We start from the raw sequence: 26,512 nt of genomic DNA, 5'->3' as shown, positions 1-26,512 counted from the left end.
CCTCCTGTCAGAACCTCCGAGAAGTCTACTGACGCCAGCGCGGTGCGCCCGACCGAGCGCGGGTTGGTGGGCGTCAGCGCGGTGCGCTCGAGCGAGCGCTGCCGAAGCGGCGTCAGCGCTACCCAGCCGCGCGAGCGCGGGCCTCCGGAGGGGCGCGCTCGGTCCGGAGGGGCGCGCTCACGTCAGCGCACCGCGCTGGCGCCGGACACCGGAGTGACGGCACCGGATCACAAGGGGCGGATCAGTGCCAGGACCTCGGGCCCGCGGTGCCGGCCGGGTAGGTGTCGATCGACACCTCGTCCTTGCGCCACGCCTTGAGGACGGGCGCGACGATCCGCCAGCACTGCTCGGCCACGTCACCGCGCACCGACAGGGTCGGGTCTCCCTCGAGGATGCTCGACAGGACCTCGCCGTAGGCACTGAGCTGCCCGGCCTGGAGTTCGGCATGGAGGGCGACCGGGTCAAGTTCGAAGGGGTCGTCCTCGCCGTTGATCATCAGGTCGAGGTCGAGCGACGCCGGCTTCAGGCCGATGCGGAGCCGCGCCGGGGTCTTCATGCCGTGCAGGCCGGACGGGAGGTGCGGCACCGGCTTGAAGGTGAAGACGATCTCCTGACGGGTGTCCGCCAGCGCCTTCCCGGACCGCAGCACGAACGGGACACCGGCCCAACGCCAGTTGTCGATCGCGAGCGTCATCTCGGCGAGCGTCTCCGTGTGGTGCGACGGGTCCACGCCCTGCTCGTCGATGTAGGCGGGCAGCTTGCGGTCGCCGATCGTCCCGGCGCCGTAGCGTGCACGACGACTCTCCGTGCCGTTCGCCTTCCACGGACGGGTCGCCCGCAGCACCTGGGCCATGCCGCCGCGCAGATCCTCGGCGTCGACGCTCGCCGGTGGCTCCATGGCCGCGAACGCGAGGACGAGGAGCAGGTGACTCTGGATCATGTCGATCAGGGCGCCCGCACGGTCGTAGTACCCGGCGCGACCCTCGAGCGCCAGCTGCTCGTCGAAGACGATGTCGACGCGTTCGACGTTGTCGGCGGAGAGGAGCGGCTCGAAGATGCGGTTCGCGAAGCGGAGGCCCAGCAGGTTGAGGACCGTCGACTTGCCGAGGAAGTGGTCGACGCGGAACACCTGCTCCTCCGGCACCAGGTGCTGGAGCAGGCGGTTGAGCGAGCGGGCGGAGGCGTAGTCGGTCCCGAACGGCTTTTCGAGGGCGAGCATGATGCCCTTGGGGAGCTCCAGCTTCCGCAGCGCCTTACAGGCGAGCAGGGTGATGGCGGGCGGCAGGGCGAAGTAGAGGGCGACGTTCGGTCCGGCTGCCGCGAGGACGCGTTCGAGCGACGCCGGATCGGAGACGTCGGCCTGCACGTAGGCGGTCTCGGCGACGATCTTCTCGGCGAGTTCCGACGGGGCGTCCGCGAACGCGGTCTCGACGCGCTTCCGCCAGGCCTCGTCGCTCGACTCGGAGCGGTCGACCCCGATGAGGCGCACCGCCTCGCCACGCGGAGAGGCGAGGAGCGACGCGAGTCCGGGCAGCAGGAGCCTGGCCGTGAGATCGCCCCCGGCACCGAGGATCACAAGGGTTCGAGGGGCGGAGGATTCCGAGGTGGCGGCGGTCATGCGGCGATCCTACGCGGTGGGCCGACGAGGTCGCGCGGCCTTGCGCTCTCCGAGGGCCCCCTCACCCGGGCGGGCAGGCAGTACTGTGAGCGCATGCGACTCGGAGTCCTCGACGTGGGATCGAACACCGTCCACCTGCTCATCGTCGACGCCCACCCGGGAGCACGGCCGATCCCCCAGTCGTCGCACAAGTCGGTGCTGCGACTCATGCGATACCTCACGCCGGATGGATCGATCAGCGATGAGGGCGTCGCGGTCATCCTCGAGTCGATCGGTGCGGCCGCAGCGATCGCCCGCGAGAGCGGCCTCGACGAGCTCCTTTCCATGGCGACCTCGGCCATCCGTGAGGCGACGAACGGGCCGGAGGTCCTCGCCCTCGTCGAGGAACGGACCGGCATCGCCCTGCAGGTCCTCTCCGGTGACGACGAGGCGAAGCTCACCTTCCTCGCCGTCCGCCGCTGGTACGGCTGGTCGGCCGGCGAGATGCTCCTCCTCGACATCGGCGGCGGCTCACTCGAGATCGCGGCCGGCGGCGACGAGTACCCCGATGTCGCGATCTCCCTCCCGCTCGGCGCCGGACGCTCCACCGTCGGCTTCCTCCACGACGACCCGCCGACCGCCGCACAGCAGGAGGCGCTCCGCCTACACGCCCGCGAGGTGCTCACCGCAGCACTCCCCGCGTTCGCCGAGGAGCCCGACGCCCATCACGTCGTCGGGTCGTCCAAGACCATCCGCTCCCTCGCACGCCTCGCAGGATCGGTGGCCGACGGCATCGGTGGCACCGAACGGTCGCTGCTCCGGCGCAGCCAGCTCGACGACTGGATCCCCCGGCTCGCCCGCATTCCGGCTGAGGCCCGCCCCGCGCTCCCCGGGATCACTGCCGACCGGACCTTCCAGATCGTCGCCGGCGGCATCGTCCTGTCCGAGGCGATGGCCGCCTTCCGCGTCCGCGAGCTCGACGTCTCCCCCTGGGCACTCCGCGAGGGCATCATCCTCCGCTACCTCGACCGCCTCGGCTGACCGCCACCGTTCGCTCGCCCAGGTTCGGGCGCTCCAGTGCTCGCGCGCCCGAAGATGGGCGAACGAACACGACCAGACACGATGAAGGCCCCCACTCCGCGGAGTGGGGGCCTTCGATGACTCGGGACTACTCGCCCGTGATGGCGAGGTCCGGCGTGGCCGAACCCGTACCGAGCGACGCCTGCGCGTTGACGCCGGCACCGACCGACTCACCACGAGCCGAGGTCGTGAAGGCGAACGCGCCGTTCACGAAGTCGACGTGCACGTGGTCGCCGGCGTTGAGCTCGCCGTGGAGGATCTGCTCGCTGAGCTGGTCCTCGACCTCGCGCTGCATCGCACGACGCAGCGGACGAGCACCGAGGGTCGGGTCGAAGCCGACCTCGATGAGGCGCTCCTTCGCCGGCAGCGTGAGCTCGATCGTCATGTCGCGGTCGAGCAGACGCTCCGAGAGACGCTTCGTGAACAGGTCCACGATCTGCAGGAGCTCCGGCTTCGACAACTGCGGGAACACGATGATGTCGTCGACACGGTTCAGGAACTCGGGCTTGAAGTGCTTCTTCAGCTCCTCGTTCACCTTGCCGCGCATGATGTCGTACCCGGTCGAGGCGTTGCCCTCGATCTGGAAACCGACGGGACCACCGGCGATGTCGCGAGCACCGAGGTTGGTGGTCATGATGATGACGGTGTTCTTGAAGTCGACGACGCGGCCCTGACCATCCGTCAACCGGCCCTCTTCCAGGATCTGGAGGAGCGAGTTGAAGATGTCGGGGTGGGCCTTCTCGATCTCGTCGAAGAGCACGACGCTGAACGGCTTGCGACGCACCTTCTCGGTGAGCTGGCCGCCCTCTTCGAAGCCGACGAACCCGGGAGGAGCACCGAACAGTCGCGAGACCGTGTGCTTCTCGCCGTACTCCGACATGTCGAGGGAGATCAGCGCGCCTTCGTCGTCGAACAGGAACTCGGCGAGCGCCTTCGCGAGCTCGGTCTTACCGACGCCCGTGGGGCCGGCGAAGATGAACGAGCCCGAGGGACGCTTCGGGTCCTTGAGGCCGGCACGCGTGCGGCGGATGGTCTTGGAGAGCGCCGAGATGGCCTCCTCCTGACCGATGACCCGCTGGTGCAGCGCCTTCTCCATGAAGACGAGTCGCGAGGACTCCTCTTCCGTGAGCTTGAAGACGGGGATGCCGGTCGCCTGGGCGAGGACCTCGGCGATCAGACCCTCGTCGACCTCGGCGGTCGTCTTGACGTCGCCCGAGCGCCACTGCTTCTCGAGGCGAAGACGCTCGCCGAGGAGGTTCTTCTCCTCGTCGCGGAGCGACGCCGCCTTCTCGAAGTCCTGCTCCTCGATGGCCGTCTCCTTGGCCTCGCGGACGCCGGCGATCTTGTCGTCGAACTCGCGCAGCTCCGGGGGGCTCGAGAGGATCGACAGACGCAGGCGTGCACCGGCCTCGTCGATCAGGTCGATGGCCTTGTCGGGCAGGAAGCGGTCGGAGATGTACCGGTCGGCGAGGTTCGCCGCCGAGACGAGCGCGCCGTCGGTGATGGACACCTTGTGGTGTGCCTCGTACCGATCGCGCAGCCCCTTGAGGATGTTGATCGTGTGGGGCAGCGACGGCTCCATGACCTGGATCGGCTGGAAGCGACGCTCGAGTGCGGCGTCCTTCTCGAAGTGCTTGCGGTACTCGTCGAGCGTGGTGGCACCGATGGTCTGGAGCTCACCGCGAGCAAGCAGCGGCTTGAGGATGGAGGCCGCGTCGATCGCGCCCTCGGCGGCACCGGCACCCACGAGGGTGTGGATCTCGTCGATGAAGACGATGATGTCGCCGCGGGTGCGGATCTCCTTGGTGACCTTCTTCAGGCGCTCCTCGAAGTCACCGCGGTAGCGGCTGCCGGCGATGAGCGAGCCGAGGTCGAGCGAGTACAGCTGCTTGTCCTTCAGCGTCTCCGGGACATCGCCCTTGACGATCGCCTGGGCGAGACCCTCGACGACGGCGGTCTTGCCGACGCCGGGCTCACCGATGAGGACCGGGTTGTTCTTCGAGCGACGGGAGAGGATCTGCATGACCCGCTCCATCTCCTTGTCGCGACCGATGACCGGGTCGAGCTTGTTGTCGCGCGCGGCCTGCGTGAGGTTACGGCCGAACTGGTCGAGGATCTGCGACCCGCCCTGTGCCTGCTGCTCACTCTGGTTGCCGCCGACCGGGGCTGCTTCCTTGCCCTGGTAGCCGGACAGCAGCTGGATGACCTGCTGGCGCACGCGGTTGAGATCGGCACCCAGCTTCACGAGGACCTGGGCTGCGACGCCCTCGCCCTCGCGGATGAGGCCGAGCAGGATGTGCTCCGTGCCGATGTAGTTGTGGCCGAGCTGCAGCGCTTCGCGCAGGCTCAGCTCCAGCACCTTCTTGGCGCGCGGCGTGAACGGGATGTGTCCCGTCGGCTGCTGCTGGCCGGTGCCGATGATGTCGGTGACCTGCTCGCGCACGGCATCGAGGGAGATCCCGAGGGACTCGAGCGCCTTGGCGGCGACTCCTTCTCCCTCGTGGATGAGGCCGAGCAGGATGTGCTCGGTCCCGATGTAGTTGTGGTTGAGCATCTTGGCCTCTTCCTGGGCCAGGACGACGACACGACGCGCACGGTCGGTGAATCTCTCGAACATGATCACTCTCCTCCGGCACCGGGCAGGGTGGTGATGCCGTTAGTAGGAGCGTAACGACCGCCGCAGCTCTCTTCGCCCCTGTTCGCCGTGGGCGTGATGCGCGGCCACCGGGAACGCCGCAGCGCACGTGCACCGGGCACGTGCGCTGCGGGTGTCGGAGGATCGCGGCTCGGTCAGACCGGGAACCGGACGGTCGCCGCGAGGGCGCCCCCACCGGGGACGTCGTCGGCGCGGACGGCGAGAATCCGGGCGTCGGAGAGCAGCGCCCGGCGGAGGATCTCGTCGATCACGCCGTAGTTCGTCGCGTCGGCGTCGTCGGCGAGGGTGACGACACCGGTGGTCTCGTCGACCGTGCCCGGCAGGTTGCTGTCGATGTCGACGAACAGGGTGTCGACCGCGTTCGCCGTCGCGGCGCGTGCCACGTCGCCGAGGTCGGTCACGGCACGGCCGTTCGACGCGCGGGTGCCGAACTCCTCGCACAGTGCGTGCAGTTCGGCGGCGTACAGCTCGTCGAGGATCGGGCGGGCCGCCGCGGCGAGCTGCTCGTCCGAGCGCTCCTGCTGATTGCCCTCGATCTCGGGCTTCACGAGGTGCTTGTAACTCGAGACGGACCGGAAGATCCCCGTCATCGGTTCGGCACCCGCGAGGATGAGGGGCTCCTTCGAGCCGGCGAGCACCGGCGACAACGCCTTGTTGATCGCCTGCGCGTACTCCTGCATCCGGACCTTCTGTCCCTCGGAACCCTGGATGCGCCCCTGGGGGCTGCGTCCGTCGGAACCGCGACCCCGGATCGAGTCGACACCAGCGGCCGCGGCCACGTCGGCGGGGACACCCTCGAGCTCGATGCTCGTGGCCGGCAGATCGCGCGAGACGGCGACGAGTCGCACACCGCTCTGCGCGAGCGCCAGGACATAGGCCGATTGCGGGAAGGTGAGCGCACGCATCAACGGCTTGATGAAGAAGCGGTCCGAGACCTCCGTGCAGGACTGGAGGATGTTCGGGACGCGGAAGTAGCGCGTGAGGCTCGGGCTGATGTACAGCGCGAGACTCGACGACAGGTAGCGGAGGAAGTCCGGATCCTCCTGGAGGTCGTCGACCTGCTGCGTGAACGTCGCGATCGCCGCCCGGTCTGCTCCCGCGGCCGTCAGCTGCTCGACCGCCACCTTCACCTGGTTCTTGAGGTCCAGGCGGATATGGCTCGTATCCGAGGGGTTGGTGCTCGTCGCGAGGATGATCGACACGCTGCCCGGCTCGCGAGCGGTGGCGAGCTCGACGATGTCGGAGCGGGTCGGAATATCGGTGTGGTGCACTGATGCCTCCTTCGATCGCGTCAGGCGAAGGGTCGACCGGGAGCAGGCGACGCCGTCGTGGGCCTGACTTGACCCCAGTATAGGGAGCGCCCACCCCTCGATCCGGGGTCGATTCTGCGGACATTCGGAGCCGGGTCGGGCCGCGGGACCTCGATCCCGCGGCCCGACTCACGGCCTCGTCACTCGGTCGTGACCGAGCTGTCCGTCGGCTGCTCCGATGCGACGAGGCGTCGCGTCCGCCGCAGCGCGAGGACGAGCAGACCGGCGACGACGAGCAGGCCGGCCGCGAGGAGGGCGCCGGTCGTGAGCCCGGCGCCGGTGACGGCGAGCGGACTCGCGGTGTCCCGGCTGGACGTGCCCTCCGGCGCACCCGGCGTCGCGCCCGGCTGTTCCGGCTCCGGGCCGGTCCCGGGGTTGGTCGCGATGAGACCGCCGTTCCAACGGAGGTCCTCGCCGTCCGCTCCGCTCGGCGACGGGTCGGCGATCACGATGTCCGGCATGACCCACTCCGCAGGGTCGATCGCGGAGTTCCGGAGATCGTCGTCGCCGACCCGAGGCGACGTGGCGTCGGCCATCAGGTCGTCCGGGAGTCGCACGTCGATCCGGTAGGCACCGGAGCGGAGCGCATCGAACCGGTACCGGCCGTCGGCGTCGGTCGTGGCGGTCCGGGTGACCGGCTCCCCGCGCTTGTCGGTGCCGGTCAGTTCGAGCTCGACGTCTGCGACACCGGGCCCGGGCGTCCCGTCGAGCCCGTCGTCGTCGAGCCCGTTCGCGTCGAGATCCCACCAGATGCGTTCGCCGAGCGCCGAGCTCACCAGCTGAGCCGCGACCTGGGGCGATTGTGCGCCGAGCGATTGCGTCGCGGAATGCACGACGGCGTCGTTCACGAACCGGGCGTCGACCGCGGCACCGGTGGTCGTCAGCTCGTAGTCCACGACCACTGGCGCGAACGGCGCGAGCTCGGCGACGGTGGCCTCGATCGCGGTCGCCTCTGCGATGGACGCCGGGCAGCCGGTCATGCCGAATTCGTCCGCCGCGCACCACCGCGCTCCGTCCGGCAGGGTGCCGAAGCCGTCGTCGACGACGGGGTCGACGTTGCTCGCGACCGCATCACCGGGGGCCGCCGTGTAGCGGAGGTCCGCTCCGTCCGACGAGGCCGGACCCGCCAGGACGCCCTGCCCGGTCGAGCCACGTTCGTCGCCCGGGTACGGGAGGACGTCGATCATCCGTACCTCGCGCTGCACGGCCCCGGCGCTCATGTTCCCGAAGACGACGTCGACCTCGACCGCGTCGCCGAACTCGACGACGGACCGGGCCACGTGCTTGTCGATCTGCAGTCCGGATGGGGTGGTGACCACCATCGACTGCCAGGAGTAGTGGGAGTCGAGTCGTCCTGGCTCCGCGGGGAAGTCCGTCAGGGACCCCGGGTCGTCCGGACTCGCGACGATCGCACGATTGAGGAACTGTCCGACGGAGAACCGGTCCGAGACCGCGGTGTAGGCGATCACCGGCTCGGCTCCCTGTCGGATCCGCCCGAGGTCCCAGGTGAGGAGCGTGCTGCCGTCCGCCTGCGGGACCACGGTCGTGGCCGCCGGGGTCGCCGAACCCTCGTCGAAGAGGAATCCGGCCGGCAGGGAGTCCGTGACCGTCACGGCGTCGGCTCGATCGGCCACCCCGTCGGGGGTGATGATCTGCGGACGCACCTCGAAGGTGATGGGTGAGCCAGCCGCGATCGGTGCCGGCGCGCCAGGCGCGACCTCCGGCGAGGTGGCCCGCTTGTTGAGCGTGACCGCCGCGTTCGCGGCGACTAGCTGATCGCCACGGGGGTACTGTGCGTTGCCCTCGGACGCGCGGTACCGGCCGTGCCACCATCCGTCCTCCACCCAGGCGGTCGCCGACTCCCGGTCCGGACCGTTGCCGGAGGACTTGATGCTGTAGGTCTCGGTGATCATGGTGCCCACGTCGAGGCCCTGTTTGGCCTGCAGTTGCACCCACAGGGTCACGCTCGTGCGAGGAGGGAGCTCGCCGTCGACGGGACGAAGACGGACCTTCGTGATGTCGTCGGTGTCGACGAGTGACGGGTCGGAGATCCACGTGTCGTCGGCGTCGTCGCAGGTGGTCGCATTCATCTGCGCCTGGCGGGTCTCGGTGTCGGCCGCGGCGTCGACGCTGGGCGTCGTCCCGTACTCGACGATCACGGCTCCGGCGGTTGAGCGGAACTCCGCAGGGTCTCCACCGCCGGGACGCTCACCGACCTGCTGGGTGGCCGGGTCGAACACCGCGCAGAGCACGGCGCCGGTCAGGGGGCTCGTCGTGGTGTTGTTCCAGGCGACGGTCTGCTCGAACCGCTGGCCGCCGGCGACAGGCCCGTCGCCGGAGCCCGCCGTGCTCTGTCCGGGCACCATGCGGTTGTCGGTCCGGCGGTCCGAGTACCGGCTCGCGTGGTCTCCGCCGCCGGTGCGCTGCGCGATGGTCGCCGTGGCGCCGTTGTCCGCCAGCGGCTCCGGAGCGTTCGGCAGAGGCGTCCCGTCCGCGGCGACACCCGTCACGCGGAGATCGGCGAGGTCCAGCCGCACGGGCAGGGCGCCGTTCGCCGGGACGTCGTCCTCGGGCACGAACACGCCGAATCGTCCAATGGCGAGGTAGCCCTGCGCCGTGATCGCGGAGCCGGAAGCGGACCGCGAGGGGATGTGGTCGCCGCTCAGGTCGGCCCCACTGACCGTGACGAGGACGGAACGGCCGTCGGCTGCCGGCTCGCAGGTCCAGGTCCCGGAATCCGAGACCGCGTCGTCGCCTCCGCCCGCCGCCTTCGGGAAGACCGCGGAGTCGAAGGCCCCGGTGAGACAGCTCTGCGGCACTGGCCTCCCCTCAGGGTTGACGGTCGCGAGCCGCGCGCCGGCTGGATACCCGTTGAGATCGATGACGAAGGTGACGTCGCCCACGACGTTCCCGGATCCGCGAGCGCCGCGTCCCTCATCGGTGCCGAAATCGGTGATCGAGAGGTAGGTGTCGTGTGCGATGTACCAACCCACGGTGCCGTCCTGCTCCTGCACGCCGTCGACGACCGGCCCCCGTCGGACGCCGACGTTGACGCGCGGGCCGCTGCTCACCACCAGATCCGGTGCGGTCGTGCTGGCCCGGATCTCGGACCCGTCGGCGGCGTCGGCGGCGATGATCTCGATACCGTCCTGCGGCGCGCTGATGACGGTGCCGTTCGCCGGCGCGGTGGTGAGCATCGCAGTGAGCTCGATGGCGCTCACGGAGTTCGGGAGGACGTCGGAGCGGACGCAGTCGAGGACGGCGCGGTCGGGACTGACCGTGGATCCGGCGACGCAGTACCCCGGCAACTGATCGACGGTGGGCCACTGCAACCCTTCGGGCAACCGCTGTCGGACGACCACCCGGTTGTCGCGGGCGGCACCGCGCAGCTGCGCCTCGATCGTGTACGTCACGGCGTCGTGGGACCGCAGCACCGCGTCGTCGGGTGAGACGTCGAGCCCCGGACCGGGCGCCGGATCGAAGGGAACGCTCCCGGTGGCGGTGCGCTGCAGCGAGGTGTTGAGGCCGAGCGCCTGGGTCGAGGCGGCAGCGGGAGTCGAGGTGGTGTCCGGTGCCGTGACCGGCAGCATGGCGCCGCCGGTGACGGCGACGATGGACAGGGCGCCGAGCGCCCTGCGGAAGAGGATGGTGTTCACGTGGGTCCGACCTTCTGGAGAAGAGGGGGCGGTCACACGATACACAAGTTGGTCGACTGATATGTGGGATATCCGAATGTCGATGCGATATAGGACGCCTGTCGGGAACGGGCCATCCGTTCGAAGCATGACGAAGGGGGCCGACCGCGATGCGGTCGACCCCCTTCGATGCGATCACTCGGCCGTTGTCGCCTCCGGCTCCATCCGCCGACGGCGGGCGAGGACGAGACCGGCTCCGATCGCAAGGAGTAGCGCGGCCGTCACGGCCCCCGCGAACACCCACGCCGTACCGGTGTCGGCCAGGTCGCCGCGGGCGGTCTTCGCGGCAGCGTCGTCCACCTTCGGGATGCCGGGCGGATCCACGGGCGCAACCGGGGGCTCGGCTCCGACGACCAGCCCACCGTTCCAGGTCAGGTCCTCACCGTCGGCACCAGTGAGTGAGGGATCGACGATCGTGATGTCCTCCATCACGCCCGCAGCGGTGTCCACGGCGGAGTTCAGCAGGTCGTCGTCGCCGACGCGGAAGGTGGTCACACCCGCGTTCGCCGGGATGTCCACGACGATCGCGTATTCACCGGACACGAGACCCGAGAACCGGTAGGAGCCGGTCGAGTCGGTCACCGTCTCGGCCTCGACGACTTCACCGAACTTGTCGACTCCGGACAGGTGCATGGGCACGTCGGCGACGCCCTCACCGGGCGCCCCCTCCGGGCCGTCGTTGTCGAGACCGTCCTCGTTCGTGTCCCACCACAGACGCTGACCGATCGACGAGGACACCACGCGGGTGCTCACGAGCGGCGACCGGGCCCCCAGGGTCTGGGTCGCCGAGCGGACGGTCGCGTCGTTCGAGAAGGTGGCACCGCTCGGCGCACCCTGTGAGACGAGGGTGTACCGGACCTCGACGCGCTCCAGGGCCGCGAGCGAATCGACGTCCATCCGGATCGCGGTGACGTCGGCGAAGGACGTGGCACAACCCTCGGCGCCGAGCTCGGACGCGGTGCACCAGGCCGAACCGGCCGGGAGCTCACCGTATCCGGCACTGCCGTCGACGACGGATGCCGCGGCGACGGCCGCCGGATCGGCGTCCGCGTACCGGACCGTGACACCGGACGGTGCCTCGACCGCTGCTGCCAGCACGCCCTCGACGGACGACGAGCGTGCATCACCGGCGTAGGGCAGCACGTCGATCGACGAGGCGCCCTGCTGCGGGGTGTCGGCGTTCATGTTCGCGAACGCGACCGTGTAATCGAGGTCGTCGCCGGACTCGACCACCTGCTGTGCCACCGACTTCTCGATGCGCAGCCCGCCGGGAGCACTGAGCGAGACCGTCTGACGAGAGTAGTGCGCGTCGGAGATCGTCGGGGAGGCCGGGATCTCCTCGAGGGACGACGGATCGTCGGAGCTCGAGACGATGACCTGGTTGACGAGGTCGCCGACGATCGTCGAGTCGGTCTTGGCCCAGTAGGTGATGACGGGCTCGCTCCCGCGGTCGATCCGCTCGAACGACCAGGTGAGCTCGGTCGTGCCGTCCTCCGCGGTCACCACCGAGTCCGGAGCGGACGAGACGTCTGCAGGGTCGAAGGCGAGCCCCTTCGGGAGTCGGTCGACCACGACGACGTCGCGCGCGGCGTCGGCGAGACCGGACTTGCTGGCGATCTGCGGGGTCAGTTCGAACTGCACGCGCTCTCCTGAGGCGACGTGCGCCGGCGATCCCGCATCGACGGCGGGCGCGATCGCGCGCTTGGCGATGGCGACGGACCCCTCCGAGACGAGGAGGCGGTCTCCACGGGGGAAGTCCTTGTTCGTCGACTGCACCGGATTGTACTTCCCGTGGTACCAGGCGTCCTCGATCCAGTGGGTCGGCGCATCGGCGTCGTCGCTGTACATCGAGGTCGACTTCACGGAGTAGGTCTCCATGATGGTCTCGCCGACCGGCAGACCATCGCGGAGCTGCAGCGTGAGCGACCCGTTGAACTGCGCTCCCGCAGACAACTCGCCGCCGACGGGACGGTAGCGCACCCGCGTGACGTCCTCGAGATCGAGCGACTGCCAGTTCGCGGTCCAGGTGTCGTCTGAATCGTCGCAGGTCGCGGCGTCGAGGCCGCTCCAGCGGGTCTCGTCGTCGGCGGTGGCGTCGACGACCGGCGTCGTGCCGTACTCGACGATGACCTGACTCGGGTTGAACCCGTCGGCAGCCCCGCTCGCCCGGACGGTGACCGGAGGAGCGCTGGCACCCGCGGTCGCGACGAACTGGGTCTTGGGGTCGAAGACCTGGCACACGATCGCGCCCGTCATCGGCGCCTCGACCGAGGAGTTGATGACGGCCGTGTGTGCGACGAAGGTCTGCCCGCTGGTCACCGGGCCGTCTCCGGAACCGACCGTGCTCTGGCCGGGGACCTTGGTGAGGTTGGACGCACTGTCGAGATACCGCGTGCTGTGGCCCGCACCCACGCGTCGGGTGAGGCGCGTCGTCACGGTGTTGTCGGTCAGCGGCTCCGCACGGTTCGCGATGGGCTCACCGGCTGCGTTCTCACCGAACGCCACGAGGTCGCGCAGGGTGACGAGCGAGTCGATACTCCCGTCGGACGGGACGTCGGTGTGCGGCACGAAGACCGCGAACTTGCCGATCGCGACGTAGCCCCGAGTGGTGATGTTGGCACCGGCCGCGGTCTTCGTCGGGATGTGATCCGCGCTGAGGTCGGCACCCGAGACGACCACGTGGATCAGCTGGGGATTCGCCGCATCGGGCGTGCACGTCCAGGTGCCCGAGTCGGTGACGCTGTTCTCCGCACCGCCGGCGCTCCAGGGGAACGCACTGCCGTCGTAGGGGTTCAGCGCGCACCGCTGCCCGGCCAGATCGACGGCTTCGGCATGGTCGCTGAAGTCGGACAGGTCGATGTCGAACGTCACGTCGCCGACGATGGCCGACTGGCCCCGTGCGCCGAGTCCGCCCGCTGCGTTGTAGTCGGCGAGGTCGAGGAACGTGTCGAAGTACACGCGGTACCCCCTGACCCCCTCCGCGTTGACCGCGACCTGGTCGGTGGTGTGCCGCTTGACGCCGAGATTGAGGCGGGGACCCGTACTCATGACGAGGTCGTCCGGCGTCACCGTCGAAGACGCGGCCTGCCCACTCGTCGCGTCGGCGGCCGACACCTGGATGGCGTCCGCCGGAGCCGGCAGGACGGTTCCGTCGGGCAGTGCCGTGCTGGCGGAGGCGATCAGGTCGTAGGTCGACACGGAGTTCGGCGCGACGTCGTGCACGACGCAGTCGACGGTGCGCGCATCATCGCTCACGACCGAACCGTCGCCGCAGTAGCCGGGTAGGGACCCGACGGCAGGCCACGTCATGCCGCCGGGGAGCTCCTGACGGATCGTCACGACACCGTCCTGGGCCGTGCCGTTCACCTGGACCTCGATGCGATAGGACACCGTGTCGTGCGAGCGGACGATGAGATCCTCGCCGCTGATGTCGCGACCGGGCCCTGCATCGTCGTCGAAGGGAGCCGTACCCGTGACCGTGCGCTGCAGCTTGGTCAACAGCGTCAGTGGACCGGCGTCAGGCGTCACCGCCGTCGGAGCTGCGGGCGCCTCGTCGGGCGCCGTCGGCGCCTCGGGAGACGCCGACGAGGTGTCGTCGGTCGTCGGCGGATCGGTCGCGGCCGACGCAGGCACGATCGCGCCGAAGCCGATCACCGCTGCTGCCGCAACGACAGTGCAGGCCGCGAGTGCGCGTGGCGGGGAGAACAGAAGTGACATGGAGTCGCTTTCTCGAGGGGGTGAACCCTGCGAGAATATCAGACAGATATATCTGTTGAAAACGACACATATCAGTTACTGCAGCGCGGACGTCAATCTGGCGAGGTTGTCGAGCACCGTCGACCGGAGGGGCTGCTTCAACCATTCCGCGAGCGTCAGTTCCTTGCTGATCTCCCGGTACCCGTCCTCGACGCCGCGCATCTCCTGGACGAACTCGCGCCCGCGGACCATGAGCGAGACCTCCAGGTTGAGACCGAAGGAACGCATGTCCATGTTGCTCGACCCGATGACGGCGACGTCGTCGTCGATCGTGAAGTGCTTCGCGTGGAGGATGTACGGCGCCGGGTACTGGAAGATCCGCACGCCGGCTCGCAGGAGCGCCTCGTAGTAGGAGCGCTGCGCGTGCCAGACCATCGCCTGGTCGCCGATCTCCGAGACGAACAGGTCGACCGGCACACCACGCTGGACCGCCGTCGTGACCGCTGCGAGCAACGACTCGTCAGGCACGAAGTACGGACTCGTGATGACGATGCGCCGCTGCGCCGCGTAGATGAGCGTGAGGAACAGCTTGAGGTTGTTGTCGCCGTCGAACCCCGGCCCGCTCGGCACGACCTGCAGCTCGAGGTCGCCCACCGGTCGGGCCTCGAGCAGGCCGACCTCGTGGGAGAGCACGTCGCCCGTCTCGCTGTACCAGTCGCTCAGGAAGATCGTGTTGATCCCCGCGACCCCGGGGCCCTCCACCCGCGTCATGAGCTCCTGCCACTGGAGACCCCGCTTGATGTTGCCCGGCTTGTTGTAACTCCGGTCGATCATGTTCTGCGAGCCCATGAACGCGACCGCGCCGTCGACGATCACCATCTTGCGGTGGTTCCGGAGGTCGGGACGTTGGAACTTGCCCTTGAACGGTTGGAGCGGGAGCATGAGCGCCCACTGGGCACCCATCGCGGTGAGGCGTTTCAGCGTGTGCTTGTAGTCGGGGGTCCGCCAGCTCGCGAAATGGTCGAGCAGCACCCGGACCGTGACGCCGCGGGCCACTGCGCGCTCGAGCGCGTCGAAGAACGGCTTCGTGGTGCGGTCGCAGGTGAGGATGTAGAACTCGACGTGCACGAACTGCTCGGCACGGTCGACCTCGTCGGCCATGGCATGGAGCGAGGCCTCGTAGTCACCGATGAGACTCGCGGTGTTCCCGCCCTGCAGCGGCATCGACCCGAGGTTGCGGTTGAGCGTCACGACCGACCGGAACCAGGCCGGGGCGTTCGACGTCAGGTTCGCCTTGACGAGGTCGCGGGTCGTCTGGCGGATGTAGACGTTGATGTCGTACTGCTTCCGCCGGCGCACCCGTGGGAGTTTCGGATTGCCGATGAGGAGGAAGGCGATGACACCGACGTACGGGATGAGGAAGATCGCGAGCAGCCAGGCCATCCCCGCGGTCGGGCGCCGGTTGCGCGGGACGACGATCACCGCGATGACACGGATGATGAAGTCCAGGACGAGGGCCGTGATGCCCAGCCAGTTCCAGGAGAACTCGATCGTCATGTCGCCCATCCGCTCAGCTGCCGAGGCTCCAGCCTACTGACCATGCCGGACAGCTGTGGGGCGACATCGCCACGTGATACGGGCGGGTCAGACCTCGCGAGGGGCGGAGGGCTCGACCGGCGGGAGACCGAGCTTCGCGCGCTGCTCCGCCTCGACCTGCGCGTACGCCTTGCGCTCGTTGCGGTCGGACCGCAGGATGGCGCGCATCACGACCCAGAAGATGATGCCGACGACCACGGTGGGCAGCAGCGACCAGAGCGCGTTGAGCCAGTAGTCTTCGATCACTCCTCAATCGTACCGCCCTTCGACAGGCTCAGGGACCGGAGGGTTCGCTCAGGGACCGGAACGACGTGGTCGCGCCATGCCGAACGAGCGCGCAGCGGCCTCAGGAGCCTCCGGCGAGGGCGCCCCACAAGCCGCTGACGACGAGGTACAGGCCGATCCCGCCGACCACGATCCAGATGGTGATGCGCGCCGTCGTCGGCCCCTGTTTCTTCGGGTCCTGGTGGTCGCCGGGGTCCATCATGCTCATCGTCGCGCCTGACTGTCGGTGGTCGTGCTGCCGGGTGGCCGCTACTTGACCAGGGGGAAGAGGATCGTCTCGCGGATGCCGAGACCGGTCAGCGCCATGAGGAGTCGGTCGATGCCCATCCCCATGCCTCCGGACGGCGGCATCCCGAACTCGAGCGCCCGCAGGAACTCCTCGTCGAGACGCATGGCCTCGACGTCGCCCTGTGCGGCGAGCTTCGCCTGCTCGATGAAGCGTTCGCGCTGCACGACCGGGTCGACGAGCTCGGAGTAGCCGGTGGCGAGCTCGAAGCCGCGGACGTAGAGGTCCCACTTCTCGACCGCGCCATCGATGGAGCGATGGGCGCGCACGAGCGGGCTCGTGTCGACCGGGAAGTCCATGACGAAGGTCGGGCGCTCGAGGCCACCCTTGACGAAGTGCTCCCACAGCTCCTCGACGTACTTGCCGTGGATGGGGTGCGGGACCTCGACGCCCTCACGCTCGGCGAGCGCCTTGAGTTCCTCGATCGGCGTCTGCGGCGTGATCTCGACACCCGCTGCGGCCGACAGGCTCTCGAACATCGAGATGCGGTCCCACTCGCCACCGAGGTCGAACTCCGTGCCGTCGGCCCAGGTGACGATGTGACTCCCGCTCGTCGCGAGCGCGGCGTTCTGGATGAGGGTCTGCGTGAGGTCGGCCATGGTGCCGTAGTCGCCGTACGCCTCGTACGCCTCGAGCATGGCGAACTCGGGGCTGTGCGTGGAGTCGGCGCCCTCGTTGCGGAAGTTGCGGTTGATCTCGTAGACGTGGTCGATGCCGCCGACGACGGCGCGCTTCAGGTACAGCTCGGGCGCGATGCGCAGGTAGAGCTCGGTGTCGAACGCGTTCGAGTGGGTGACGAAGGGGCGGGCCGAGGCTCCACCGTGCATGACCTGGAGCATCGGCGTCTCGACCTCGACGAAGTCGCGCTCGGTGAAGGTCTGGCGGAGGCTGGCCACCGTCTTGGCCCGGTCGAGCACGTTCTTGCGCGCCTGGTCGCGGGCGATGAGGTCGAGGTACCGGCTCCGGACCCGCGTCTCCTCGTTCAGCTCGTTGTGGAGGTTCGGCAGGGGCAGGATCGCCTTCGCCGCGATGGTCCACTCGGCCACCATGATCGACAGTTCGCCGCGGCGGCTGGAGATGACCTCGCCGGAGACGAAGACGTGGTCGCCGAGGTCGACGAGTTCCTTCCAAGCGGCGAGCTGGTCGTCGCCGACGCTGGCGAGGCTCACCATCGCCTGGATGCGGCTGCCGTCGCCCGACTGGAGGCTGGCGAAGCAGAGCTTGCCGGTGTTGCGCAGGTGCACGACGCGGCCTGCGACGCCGACCGTGACGCCGGTCGCCTCGTCGGGCTGGAGCTCACCGAAGCGGGCGCGCACCGCCGGGATCGTGTCGGTGATGGGGAGGGTGACGGGGTAGGCGCCACCGGCACCCGACGTCGCCTCGTCGATGAGGCGCTGGCGCTTCGCGAGCCGGACGGCCTTCTGCTCGGAGAGCTCTGCCTGCTCTGCTGCGTCGTCGATCGGCTCTGGCGTCGTGTCAGTCATGCGGTGGGATTCTCCTCGTGCGGTCACTGGAGTTTACCGGGGACCGTGCGGGCCGCGCGCACGGCCGGTTTCCTATGAACCGGCTATCGACGCCCTGACAAGGGTCTGCGAACAACCATTCGGAGGACATCGCCGGGTACCCGGGCCGTGCTTGGCTCGAAGGACAGGAGTCCCGATCGGGGGCACCGACGCCGGAAACGAACTCGAAAGGCTCGTCATGACGACGCTCTCCGACCACCAGCACACCGACCACCGTGAAGCCACCACCGTCCCACCGGTACCGGCCTCCCCCGCCGCGCCGCGCCGACAGGCGGGGATCGACGCCGGTCTCCTCCTCCTGCGCCTGGCCCTCGGTGTGGTCTTCATCGCCCACGGCCTCCAGAAGTTCCTCGTCGACTCCATTCCAGGCGTCGCCTCCGGGTTCGGAGGCATGGGCATCCCGGCACCGGAGATCGCGGCGGTCGTCGTCGCCGGGCTCGAGGTGGTCGGTGGCCTGCTGCTCATCGTCGGCCTCGGCACGCGCATCGTGGGCGCCCTGCTGGCGGTGACGATGGCCGTGGCGATGGTGCTCGTGCACCTGCCGGCGGGGTTCTACGCCGCAGACGGTGGCTTCGAGTACGTCATGCTGCTCGCGCTCGCGTCGCTCGCGCTCACCCTCGCCGGCCCGGGCCGATTCGCGATCGACGCGCTGATCCGTCGCCGCCGCAGCCGCTGATCCGTCGCCGCCGCAGCCGCTGACACGGGCCCGCCCGCCTGCCCGGACTCGGGTGGGGCGGGCGGCGCGGTTCGTCCACCCGGCTAGAGCAGCTCGTCGACGTCGGGCGTGGTCGCACCGCGCAGCGCCTCGTCGACCGACGACCGCACGAGCGACGACAGGAAGCCGCCGGCGTTCTCCACGCCGATCTCCTGGAGCAGAGCCGTCGACTGCTGCACGACCGCGCGGGAGAAGCTCGCGGCCGTCTCCACCGCTTCGGCGTAGGCCGCACGATCGGCCTCGGCGATGATCACGGGCTCCGCGCCCATCTCGACCACGAGCGCCTGCCCGATCGGTTGGACGGGGGCCGGTGCGGTCACGGCGAACGAGGTCTCGTGCAGGCGCGCGAGATCCAGGCTCGTGCCGGTGAACACCATGGCCGGGTGCAACGCCAACGGGATGGCACCGGCGCGCGCTGCCGGAGCGAGCACCGCCGTCCCGAACCGAGCCGAGGTGTGCGCGACGAGCTGACCCGGCTGCCACGCACCGACCGCCGCGAGCCCTTCGACCAACGACGCGAGTTGCGCATCGGGTACGGCGATGACGACGAGTTCGCTCCGCTCGACCACCTCGGTCGGATCGAGCACCGGCACATCCGGCAACAGGGCGTTCGCCCGTTCGAGGCTCTCCTCCGACACCGCGGTGATGCCGACGATCGCGTGTCCGGCTCCCCCGAGCGCCGCTCCGATGACCGGGCCGACGCGACCACTCCCGATGATCCCGACGCCGAGCCTGGCGCTCCGTCGTTCCGCGCTCACGTGGTCCTCCGGTCCTGGTCGGTCGCCGGGAACGGCACGGACGGTGCCGGGCTGTGCTCCTGCCACGGCTCGGCGTGCGCCCGCGTCGTCGGTTCGGTGCCGGACTGCGCCACCGGCTCATCGAGGTAGGGCGCCGTCGCCTGCGCCTCGTCGGGCTGGTGCTCGGGGTCGAAGCTCGCCCACCGGTGGCTGCGGTCGGTCGACTGCGCGACCACGATCGCCGCCGACGCCGCGTCGAACATCCGCACCGCCTCGTCGCGGGCCATGGCCGGGAGCTTGGCGATCACCGGGCCAGGGACCGTGTGCGCGGTCGCGGAGGCGAGGTCGAGCGCGCGCAGGAGCGGCCCCTGGTCGATCCGGATGCTCTGCAGGCGTGCGAGCGGGAGGATGTGGAGCTTGCGCCAGACCACCCCCTGCCGGAACAGCAGCATCCCGTCGCGCAGGGCGTAGCCGGTACGACGCCAGGAGAACCAGTTGATCCATCGCGAGCGGCGGGGCGAACCCACGAAACCGACGCCGTCACGCGTGGCGAGAGCCGACTGCAGGGGTGCCCAGGCACTGCCGTCGATGCGGCCCGCGAGCATCAGCTCCACGACCTGGGCGGCGTCCACGAGCGACCCGACCGGCAACACCGTGTTGCTCGTCGCACCCCGGGCAGCCTGCTCCAGTGACAGGCCGGCCTTGTTGATCCGGACCCGCCACCAGCCGAACGGGCGCCAGATGATGGGCTGTGACACCTCGATCGCGTGGATCCGTCCGGGCGGGACGGTGTCGTTCGTCGTCGAGAAGAGCCCGAAGCCGATGCGGACGCCCGAGGCCGTCGCGGCGATGCTGTAGCGCAGCGACTTCGTCACGCTCGACCAGACGAAGGCCCCGAGACTCAGCACCATCGGGACGAGCCAGAACCAGGCCCAGTCCAGCCCGTTGACGAGGAGCACGACGCCGGCCACGACCGAGATCAGGACGATCACGGTGAACGGGCTGAGCAGCGTGGATCCGACCAGGCGTCCGAGCGTCAATCGCACGACGGAGTCCGGCACCGCCTCCTCCGGGTCGAGTTCGGGCGAGATGAAGTCGTCGACGCGCTCGGTGACGAACCGGGACACCCCGCCGGCGCCGTCGGGTACCGATTGCGGCGGCAGGGTCGGGTCGGCCGGGTCGCCGGCTGCGGCGGTCTGCCGGCGTTCGGCGAGCTTCACCCCGCTCGCGAGCGTGAGGACGTCCCGGCGGAGGCCGTCGGCGTCGGCACCGTACAGGTACTCCAGTTTGACGTTCGCGTCCTGGCCAGCGACGCTCACGTTGATGCGCGAGGCCCCGATGAGTCTGGCGAGGAGCGGCTTCTCGATGGAGACACCCTGGATGCGGTCGAGCTTGGCTTTGCGGTTCGTGCGGAACAGGATGCCGCTGCGCACCTCCACCGCTTCGTCGGTGACCCGGAAGGTGTGCATGCGCCATGAGAACCAGAACACGGCGATCACCACGATGAGCCCGACGGCGATCGCGAGGAGCACCCACCCGACGAAGCCGTGGTTGAGGATGTAGTCGATCGGGTCGGTCGGCTGCTCCATCCCCGGGGCGGGGATGAAGAACTCGATGAGCCGCTCGCGGAGGTTCGCGATCACGATGCCGAGGATGGCGACGAATGCGATGCCACCTCGGAGCAACGGCGTCGCCGGGTGCAGCCGGTGCCATTGCCCGTCGACGAGACTCTGTCCGGCCACCCGTGGGACGATCGCCTCGGCCGTCGGCTTCACCCGAGGACCCGCGGCCGGAGCTTCGAACCGCTCCGGCGGTCCTGCCGCCTGGTGCTCGCTCACAGTCCGGTCCGCCGGCTCTCCGCCACGGCGACCAGGTGGTCGCGCAGCCCTTCGGCCTCGGCTTCCGGCAACCCGTTGATCACCACTCCGGTCGAGGCGGAGGCGGTCACGAACTTGAGGTCGGCGAGGCCGAACGCCCGCGAGAGGGGCCCGCGGTTGATGTCGACGAGCTGCATGCGCCCGTACGGCACGGCGACGAAGCGCTGCCACATGATCCCTCGGCGGAACAACAGGTCGTCCGCGCGCAGTTGATACCCGATCGATCGGATGCGGCGCGGGATGAACGCCGCGGCGATCAGGGAGATCACGGCGAAGGCGGCGAACGGCCACCAGATCCAGGTCCAGTCCCAGACGAGCGCGACGAAGACCACGGCCGCCGTGACGAGCACGAGGCCGGCGCCCTCGGAGATGAACTCGACGGCGATGAGCTTGCGACTCACGCGGCGCCACTCGGCATCAGGCAGTTCGAGCCGCTTGCCGCTCTGCTCCGCGGGGCCGGCGTGGACCCCCTCCGGCGACGACAGCTCCTCCAGCGGCGTCTCGATCAGCGGCCGTTCGGCGGGCTGATCAGGTGTGGGACGGGGCTCCCCCGGGTGCGGCGTCGTCATCATCATCCTTCGGAACGGTGCAGAACCACTCGGCCACCAAGGCGGCGACGACGAGTGCGACGGATCCCACGATGGACGCGATCACCAGCCACAACGAGCCTATCGCGGGCAGGATCGGGCGGGTCAGGACGAAGAGCAGGATCCCGACGGTCGCCCCGGCCACCAGGGAGCCCGCATGGCTCGAGGCCTTCGCGAGCGCGGCGACCCGCATGGCGCGGAACGGATCGATCCGACGGGTGGCGCGACCGGTCGTGCTGCGGCGGATCGGCCAGGACAGGGCGATGAGGATGATCGCGACCGCCACGAGCGAGACCGCGAGGGTGACGGGCGGGATGATCGACGCGCGTCCGCCGGAGACCATCGCGACCTCGACGAGGAAGCCGAAGACGACGCCCACCCCGGCGAGGACGATGAGCGGTGTCGCGGTGGTGCGGGTCATGGGTGCGTGCCGTCGTCGGGGACCACGGAACCGTCCTTGGCGGCCGCGAGGGTGTCGAGGCGGCCGACACCGGGCAGCGTCGCGTCGGGGTCGAGGAGCAGCCAGGGCACGACGACGAAGCCGCGCTCGGCGGCTCGCGGGTGCGGGACCGTCAGGCGTTCGTCGTCGATCGTCTCGTCGTCGTAGGCGACGAGGTCGAGGTCGAGCGTCCGATCGCCCCAGCGTTCCTCGCGGACGCGGCCGTGCGCGAGTTCGATCCGCTGGAGTTCGTCGAGGAGCGCGTGCGGCTGGAGGCGGGTGCGGACGGCAGCGACACCGTTGAGGTAGGCCGGAGCCGACTCGTCGACGCCGGACGACTTGACGGCCGCGCTCGACACGAGCGGCGACGGCCGCACCTCGAGCACCCCGTCGACGGCGGCGAGGTCGTCCACCGCCTGTGCGATCGTCGCGCGGCGGTCCCCCAGGTTGGCCCCGATGGCCACGACGGCCCACACGGCGCGCGGCTTCGGTGGTCCGGGCCGACGGGCGGGGTCGTGGATCGGTGTGCGCGAGACCATCAGACGGCCCGCCCGGCCTGCGTGCGGTCGGCCTGGGTGCGCTCGATCGTCACCGCCACGTCCGCGAAGGGCACCGTGATGGGGGCGCTCGGCTTGTGCACGGTGACCCGGACCGCCTCCGCGCGCTCGTTCGCGAGCACCACGTCGGCGATGCGCTCGGCCACCGTTTCAATGAGGTCGACCGGGTCGCGCTCCACGGCCGCGACGACCGCCTCGGCGAGCTCGCCGTAGTGCATGGTCGCGCCGAGCTCGTCGCCGCCGGCGGCCGGGCGGAGGTCCAGCGACACGGTGACGTCGATGACGAACTCCTGTCCGGCCTCGCGCTCGAAGTCGAAGACGCCGTGGTGCGCGAACGCACGCAGGCCCGTGAGGGTGATCGAATCAGTCATCGGCTCCACCTTGCCATGCATCGAGGGTATCGAGAGCGAGTCTGGTTGCGGCGACGTCGTGGACGCGCACACCCCAGGCTCCGGCCTGCGCGGCCAGCACGCTCACCACGGCGCTCGGCAGGTCGCGCGCCTCCATCGGGGCGTCCTCGGGGAGGAGCGCTCCGATGAACCGCTTGCGGGACGCGCCCACCAGCACCGGGTATCCGAGCTCGCGCAGCAGGTCGAGTCGGGCGAGGATGCGCCAGTTGTGCTCGGCGTGCTTGGAGAACCCCAGGCCGGGATCGACGACGATCCGGCCGGGGTCGACGCCCTGACCGCGGAGGGTCGTCACCCGGTCGTCGAGTTCCCGAGCGACGTCGACCGCCGCGTCGGTGTAGGTGGCGCGGCTCGCCATGTCGGCCGAGTGCCCGCGCCAGTGGCTGATGACGCAATCGAGACCCGACGCCGCCATGACGCCCGGCATGCGATCGTCGGCGAGGCCACCGGAGACGTCGTTGATGATCGAGGCACCGGCGTCGGCCGCGGCACGGGCGGTCTCAGCGTTCATCGTGTCGATACTCACTCGCGCACCAGCGGCGGCCAGCGCGGCGATGACGGGTGCGACCCGGTGCTGCTCCTCGCGGGTGTCGACCCGGGCGGCACCGGGCCGGGTCGATTCGCCGCCGACGTCGATGATGGTCGCGCCGGCCGCGATGAGCTCGAGCCCGTGGGCGACGGCGTCGTCGACGTCCAGGTACCGGCCGCCGTCGCTGAACGAGTCGGGGGTGACGTTGACGACGCCCATGATCTGGAACATGCGATCACCCCGCCTGGTCGGCGGACGCGCCGATCAGGACCATCAGCTCGGCCCGTGCAGCCGGATCGGCCAGGGCTCCACGGCTGGCGATGGTGACGGTGGTGCTCGTCAGCTGGCGTGACCCGCGCATCGAGACGCAGCCGTGTGCGGCCTGGAGCACGACGAGGACGCCACGGGGCGCGAGCCGTTCGACGAGGGTGTCGGCGATCTGCTCGCTGAGGCGCTCCTGGACCTGCGGGCGCGAGGCGAGTGTGTCGACGAGCTTCGGCAGGGCACCGAGTCCGATGACGAGTTCGTCGGGCAGGTAGGCGATGTGCGCCGTGCCGAGGAAAGGGAGCAGGTGGTGCTCGCAGACGGAACGGAAGGCGATGTCGCGGACGAGCACGGCGTCGCTGGTCGCGCCCTCCTCGATCGGGATGGGGCGCGCCAGGTGCACACCGGCGTCCTGACCGACGCCACCGAAGAACTCGGCGTACGCATCGGCGACACGCGTCGGGGTGTCGGCGAGGCCGTCGCGGGAGGGGTCCTCGCCGATCGCCTCGAGGATCTCGAGGACCGCTGCGGCGATCCGCTCGCGGTCCACGGACGACCGCGAGGCCGAGCCCTGATCGGGCTCGGCCTGCGCGGCTGCGACCGCGTCGTCCGCGGTGTGCTCGCCGTGGGTCATGCGGGCTAGGCGGTCGCCGGTCGCGGCTTCGTCGCGCGGGTGCGCTTGGGCTTCACGGGAGCCTCGGGCTCGGGCTCCGAGCTCACACCGCCGTCTGCCGCACCGGAGTCGATGGGTGCTGTGAAGGACGCGGAACCGACGGCCGAACCCGACCCGACGGGACGCTTCTTGCTGGACAGCCAGACGGGGCGCGGCGGGAGCTTCTTGACGTCCTTGAAGATCTCGGCCAGCTGGTTGTGGTCGAGGGTCTCCTTCTCCATCAGCTCGGCGGCGAGGCGGTCGAGCACGGCCCGGTTGGTCGTGATGACCTGCCAGGCTTCGTCGTGTGCGGCCTCGATGAGCTCGCGGACCTGGGCGTCGACCCGCTGCGCGATCTCCTCCGAGTAGTCGCGCTGGTGGCCCATGTCGCGGCCGAGGAACATCTCGCCCGAGGACTGCCCGAGCTTGACGGCACCGACATCGGTGGTCATGCCGTACTCGGTGACCATCTTGCGAGCGATGCCCGTGGCCTTCTCGATGTCGTTCGACGCACCCGTGGTCGGGTCGTGGAACACGAGCTCCTCGGCGACGCGGCCGCCCATCGCGTAGGCGAGCTGGTCGAGCAGCTCGTTGCGCGTGACGGAGTACTTGTCTTCGAGGGGCAGGACCATCGTGTAGCCGAGGGCACGGCCGCGCGGGAGGATCGTGACCTTCGTGACCGGGTCGGTGTTGTTCATCGCCGCCGCAGCGAGCGCGTGCCCGCCCTCGTGGTAGGCGGTGATGAGCTTCTCCTGCTCGCGCATGACGCGCGTGCGGCGCTGCGGGCCGGCGATGACGCGGTCGATGGCCTCGTCGAGAGCGCGGTTGTCGATCAGCTGGGCGTTGGAGCGTGCCGTGAGCAGCGCGGCCTCGTTGAGGACGTTGGCGAGGTCGGCACCGGTGAACCCGGGCGACTTGCGGGCGACGACCTCGAGGTCGACGCTCGCGGCGAGCGGCTTGCCCTTGCCGTGCACCTCGAGGATCTTCTTTCGGCCTGCGAGGTCGGGGGCGTCGACGCCGATCTGGCGGTCGAAGCGACCCGGGCGCAGGAGCGCGGGGTCGAGGATGTCGGGGCGGTTGGTCGCGGCGATCAGGATGACGTTCGTCTTGACGTCGAAGCCGTCCATCTCGACGAGCAGCTGGTTGAGGGTCTGCTCGCGCTCGTCGTGTCCGCCGCCCATGCCTGCACCGCGGTGGCGACCGACGGCGTCGATCTCGTCGACGAAGATGATCGCGGGCGAGTTCTCCTTGGCCTGCTGGAAGAGGTCGCGGACGCGGCTCGCACCGACACCGACGAACATCTCGACGAAGTCGGAACCGGAGATCGAGTAGAACGGCACGCCGGCTTCACCGGCGACGGCGCGGGCGAGGAGCGTCTTGCCCGTTCCGGGAGGGCCGTACAGCAGGACGCCCTTCGGGATGCGCGCACCGACGGCCTGGAACTTCGCGGGCTCCTTGAGGAAGTCCTTGATCTCCTCGAGCTCCTCGATCGCCTCGTCGGCACCGGCGACGTCGTCGAAGGTCACCTTCGGCGACTCCTTCGAGACGAGCTTCGCCTTCGACTTGCCGAACTGCATGACCTTGTTGCCGCCGCCCTGCATGCCGGAGAGCATCAGCCAGAAGAAGACACCGATGAGGAGCAGCGGGAGGAGGAGTCCGAGCATCGACAGGAGCCAGCTCGGCTGGGGCACCTTGTCGTTGTAGCCACCGGACGGGTCTGCGGCGTCGACGGCCTCGACCACGTCGGCCGCACGGGCGCCGACGTAGTAGAACTGCACCTGCTTGCCGAACTCGTCGTCCGCCTTCGTCAGCGTGAGGTCGACTCGCTGGTCGCCGTCGGTGATGACGGCCTCCTTGACCTGACCCTTCTCGAGGAAGGCGAGACCCTCTTGCGTGGAGACCTCACGGAAGCCGTTCATGCTCATCAGGCTGATGCCGATCCAGAAGACCAGGGCGGCGATGATGAGGTACGGGATGGGACCCTTGAAGAGACGCTTGACGTTCATAAGTTGAGAGGCCGGGGC

The 26,512-nt window shown here is 69.6% G+C and carries 20 protein-coding genes; 2 read left to right on the top strand and 18 right to left on the bottom strand.

Features of this window, described 5'->3' with window-relative positions; genetic code table 11:
* Nucleotides 1-241 precede the first annotated feature (241 nt).
* Nucleotides 242-1,618, bottom strand: a complete 1,377-nt coding sequence (locus IFU30_RS05855; RefSeq protein WP_192004610.1) for a glucose-6-phosphate dehydrogenase — start codon at nt 1,616-1,618, stop codon at nt 242-244.
* A 93-nt stretch (nt 1,619-1,711) separates the two neighbouring features.
* Between IFU30_RS05855 and IFU30_RS05850 the strand changes: the two genes are divergently transcribed.
* A complete protein-coding gene (locus IFU30_RS05850) occupies nt 1,712-2,638 on the top strand; it encodes a Ppx/GppA phosphatase family protein (protein WP_064294323.1) in 927 nt (308 codons plus the stop codon).
* 127 nt (nt 2,639-2,765) lie between these two features.
* Here the strand turns inward: IFU30_RS05850 and IFU30_RS05845 are convergent, their stop codons facing one another.
* From IFU30_RS05845 to lysS, 8 genes are all read right to left on the bottom strand, one after another.
* On the bottom strand, nt 2,766-5,294 hold the full coding sequence (locus IFU30_RS05845; RefSeq protein WP_064294324.1) for an ATP-dependent Clp protease ATP-binding subunit: 2,529 nt from the start codon (nt 5,292-5,294) through the stop codon (nt 2,766-2,768).
* Nucleotides 5,295-5,467: 173 nt separating this feature from the next.
* Nucleotides 5,468-6,604 carry a baeRF11 domain-containing protein gene (locus IFU30_RS05840; RefSeq protein ID WP_137242232.1) on the bottom strand — a complete coding sequence of 379 codons (1,137 nt, stop codon included), beginning with the start codon at nt 6,602-6,604 and terminating at the stop codon, nt 5,468-5,470.
* 179 nt (nt 6,605-6,783) lie between these two features.
* Nucleotides 6,784-10,299, bottom strand: a complete 3,516-nt coding sequence (locus IFU30_RS20835; RefSeq protein WP_192004609.1) for an SdrD B-like domain-containing protein — start codon at nt 10,297-10,299, stop codon at nt 6,784-6,786.
* A 174-nt stretch (nt 10,300-10,473) separates the two neighbouring features.
* Nucleotides 10,474-14,055, bottom strand: a complete 3,582-nt coding sequence (locus IFU30_RS05830) for an SdrD B-like domain-containing protein (protein WP_192004608.1) — start codon at nt 14,053-14,055, stop codon at nt 10,474-10,476.
* Nucleotides 14,056-14,130: 75 nt separating this feature from the next.
* Nucleotides 14,131-15,600 (bottom strand): cardiolipin synthase, encoded by a 1,470-nt coding sequence (gene cls, locus IFU30_RS05825; RefSeq protein WP_137242235.1) that lies wholly within the window; start codon nt 15,598-15,600, stop codon nt 14,131-14,133.
* Nucleotides 15,601-15,678: 78 nt separating this feature from the next.
* Nucleotides 15,679-15,876 carry a hypothetical protein gene (locus tag IFU30_RS05820; protein ID WP_194718988.1) on the bottom strand — a complete coding sequence of 66 codons (198 nt, stop codon included), beginning with the start codon at nt 15,874-15,876 and terminating at the stop codon, nt 15,679-15,681.
* A 100-nt stretch (nt 15,877-15,976) separates the two neighbouring features.
* Nucleotides 15,977-16,123, bottom strand: a complete 147-nt coding sequence (locus IFU30_RS05815; RefSeq protein WP_153303387.1) for a hypothetical protein — start codon at nt 16,121-16,123, stop codon at nt 15,977-15,979.
* Nucleotides 16,124-16,164: 41 nt separating this feature from the next.
* Nucleotides 16,165-17,685 carry a lysine--tRNA ligase gene (lysS, locus tag IFU30_RS05810; protein WP_192004607.1) on the bottom strand — a complete coding sequence of 507 codons (1,521 nt, stop codon included), beginning with the start codon at nt 17,683-17,685 and terminating at the stop codon, nt 16,165-16,167.
* Nucleotides 17,686-17,902: 217 nt separating this feature from the next.
* Between lysS and IFU30_RS05805 the strand changes: the two genes are divergently transcribed.
* Entirely contained in the window at nt 17,903-18,400 is a 498-nt protein-coding gene (locus tag IFU30_RS05805; RefSeq protein WP_192004606.1) for a DoxX family protein, read from the top strand.
* Nucleotides 18,401-18,483: 83 nt separating this feature from the next.
* Here IFU30_RS05805 and IFU30_RS05800 read toward each other — a convergent pair whose 3' ends face one another.
* Genes IFU30_RS05800 through ftsH form a run of 9 tightly spaced genes read right to left on the bottom strand, consistent with a single transcriptional unit; the run spans nt 18,484 to nt 26,494 of the window.
* On the bottom strand, nt 18,484-19,197 hold the full coding sequence (locus IFU30_RS05800) for a Rossmann-like and DUF2520 domain-containing protein (RefSeq protein ID WP_079705162.1): 714 nt from the start codon (nt 19,195-19,197) through the stop codon (nt 18,484-18,486).
* Nucleotides 19,194-21,014, bottom strand: coding sequence for a PH domain-containing protein (locus IFU30_RS05795; protein ID WP_192004605.1), 1,821 nt, complete (start codon nt 21,012-21,014; stop codon nt 19,194-19,196). The genes IFU30_RS05800 and IFU30_RS05795 overlap by 4 nt, the downstream gene beginning before the upstream one ends.
* A complete protein-coding gene (locus IFU30_RS05790) occupies nt 21,011-21,622 on the bottom strand; it encodes a PH domain-containing protein (protein ID WP_137242239.1) in 612 nt (203 codons plus the stop codon). The genes IFU30_RS05795 and IFU30_RS05790 overlap by 4 nt, the downstream gene beginning before the upstream one ends.
* Nucleotides 21,582-22,061: a DUF3180 domain-containing protein gene (locus IFU30_RS05785; RefSeq protein ID WP_086474548.1), complete on the bottom strand. Its 480-nt coding sequence runs from the start codon at nt 22,059-22,061 to the stop codon at nt 21,582-21,584. The genes IFU30_RS05790 and IFU30_RS05785 overlap by 41 nt, the downstream gene beginning before the upstream one ends.
* Nucleotides 22,058-22,618, bottom strand: coding sequence for a 2-amino-4-hydroxy-6-hydroxymethyldihydropteridine diphosphokinase (gene folK, locus IFU30_RS05780; protein ID WP_079705158.1), 561 nt, complete (start codon nt 22,616-22,618; stop codon nt 22,058-22,060). The genes IFU30_RS05785 and folK overlap by 4 nt, the downstream gene beginning before the upstream one ends.
* Nucleotides 22,618-23,007: a dihydroneopterin aldolase gene (gene folB, locus IFU30_RS05775; protein ID WP_079705157.1), complete on the bottom strand. Its 390-nt coding sequence runs from the start codon at nt 23,005-23,007 to the stop codon at nt 22,618-22,620. Before folB ends, folK begins: the two co-directional genes overlap by 1 nt.
* Nucleotides 23,000-23,803 (bottom strand): dihydropteroate synthase, encoded by an 804-nt coding sequence (folP, locus tag IFU30_RS05770; RefSeq protein WP_079705156.1) that lies wholly within the window; start codon nt 23,801-23,803, stop codon nt 23,000-23,002. Before folP ends, folB begins: the two co-directional genes overlap by 8 nt.
* A 4-nt stretch (nt 23,804-23,807) precedes the next feature.
* Nucleotides 23,808-24,470 carry a GTP cyclohydrolase I FolE gene (gene folE, locus IFU30_RS05765; RefSeq protein WP_192004604.1) on the bottom strand — a complete coding sequence of 221 codons (663 nt, stop codon included), beginning with the start codon at nt 24,468-24,470 and terminating at the stop codon, nt 23,808-23,810.
* Nucleotides 24,471-24,475: 5 nt separating this feature from the next.
* On the bottom strand, nt 24,476-26,494 hold the full coding sequence (ftsH, locus tag IFU30_RS05760; protein ID WP_079705154.1) for an ATP-dependent zinc metalloprotease FtsH: 2,019 nt from the start codon (nt 26,492-26,494) through the stop codon (nt 24,476-24,478).
* Nucleotides 26,495-26,512 lie beyond the last annotated feature (18 nt).

Source organism: Plantibacter sp. CFBP 8798 (genome assembly GCF_014841195.1).
In the GTDB taxonomy this organism is placed as follows: Bacteria; Actinomycetota; Actinomycetes; order Actinomycetales; family Microbacteriaceae; genus Plantibacter; species Plantibacter auratus.
Note: the sequence above shows the minus strand (reverse complement) of the source record. Positions and strands in the feature narration are given on the sequence as shown.